Annotated in this window: 3 protein-coding genes and 1 pseudogene; 1 reads left to right on the forward strand and 3 read right to left on the reverse strand. The window is 43.8% G+C overall.

Annotated elements, in window-relative coordinates; all coding sequences use genetic code 11:
* Nucleotides 1-227 precede the first annotated feature (227 nt).
* The 3 genes from VTH8203_RS23280 to VTH8203_RS23290 are packed head-to-tail and all read right to left on the reverse strand — an operon-like array spanning nt 228 to nt 1,032.
* Nucleotides 228-530 (reverse strand): type II toxin-antitoxin system RelE/ParE family toxin, encoded by a 303-nt coding sequence (locus tag VTH8203_RS23280; protein ID WP_012128216.1) that lies wholly within the window; start codon nt 528-530, stop codon nt 228-230.
* A complete protein-coding gene (locus tag VTH8203_RS23285; RefSeq protein WP_039989820.1) occupies nt 518-775 on the reverse strand; it encodes a type II toxin-antitoxin system Phd/YefM family antitoxin in 258 nt (85 codons plus the stop codon). Before VTH8203_RS23285 ends, VTH8203_RS23280 begins: the two co-directional genes overlap by 13 nt.
* Nucleotides 776-807: 32 nt before the next feature.
* On the reverse strand, nt 808-1,032 hold the full coding sequence (locus VTH8203_RS23290; RefSeq protein ID WP_096995747.1) for a hypothetical protein: 225 nt from the start codon (nt 1,030-1,032) through the stop codon (nt 808-810).
* Here VTH8203_RS23290 and VTH8203_RS25295 point away from each other — a divergent pair.
* A pseudogene (locus tag VTH8203_RS25295) lies at nt 1,026-1,140 on the forward strand (integrase); the annotation flags it as partial. The gene VTH8203_RS23290 and the pseudogene VTH8203_RS25295 sit on opposite strands and share 7 nt — an antisense overlap.

Genomic DNA, 1,140 nt, shown 5'->3' on the forward strand with positions numbered 1-1,140 from the left:
AGAAACAGCCACTAAGAACCAACATTAGTCAGTTAACCTATTGATAAGGCGGAATTCTCCACCTTACAATACCTGCGCTCGCCTTGAGAAAAGCATCAAGGTCGCCACCCTTCTAGAGCAGATCGCACAATTTACTTATATAGAGGCTCGAGCTTGTCCAACACTTGGGATTTAACGTTGGCTACGCAACGCTTAATCCTTATTTGTTAGCCGCTCATTCCCAAAGGTTACTGTTTACTCAACAGGAACTTACGCAAATCTCTCTCTGCACGCATAACAAACAGAATAAACACTTTGTCACTGTCTTGTTTATAGAAAACACGACATGGATTAACGACAACTTCACGATAACTTAAATGTTCTAGCTCGGGTGGAATACGACCTGACTCTGGGAAAGTTTGTAGGCGTTCAACTTTGGAGAAGATCGTTTGCACTAACTGCTTTGCAGCTACGATATTTTCAAGTGCGATGTATTCAGCGATGTCGTTGAGGTCAGATAACGCTGGTTCAGTCCAGATTATTTCAGCCATTTTGACATTTTGTCCTTGGCTTCATCATGGCTTACCACTTTACCGTCAGCTAGTGCACGCTCACCTCGTGCAATACCCTCAAGAATAGCTAAACGATTTTGCATAAACTCGTAGTCATCAACATCAATGAGATAAGCAGATGGCTTACCATGTTCAGTAATTAACACTGGCTCTTTGGTGTCGTGGAGATCGGCGAGGATCTTAGTTGCTTGACGTTTGAGTGATGTAACTAGTTCTACTTTCATGAGAGCTGCTCCAAAGGAATACTAAAGTGATACTATTCTATCACTTTGAGTATAGCAAGCTCCATGACGGCTAACGCCGCATTAAGGTGTGAGCGACGCTTGGCTATACTTGAGCGAAGCGAAAATGCCAAGCGTTGCGAATCACTCTTAAATGCTTTGTTGAACGAAGCCGCTGCGCGGCAGAGTAAAGCACATAAACGCCATACTTCTGATACCCCATCACCCGATGGGATAGACAGGAGTAAATACCATGACACCCAATGAACTCAATCGCTATCATTCTCTTTATGAACAACACCTTACCAATCTTAAGCTGCAAGGTAAACGACCTGCTACCATTGATGCCTATTCCCGTGCCGTTCGTC

It is taken from the genome of Vibrio thalassae (assembly GCF_900089835.1).
GTDB classification, from domain to species: Bacteria; Pseudomonadota; Gammaproteobacteria; order Enterobacterales; family Vibrionaceae; genus Vibrio; species Vibrio thalassae.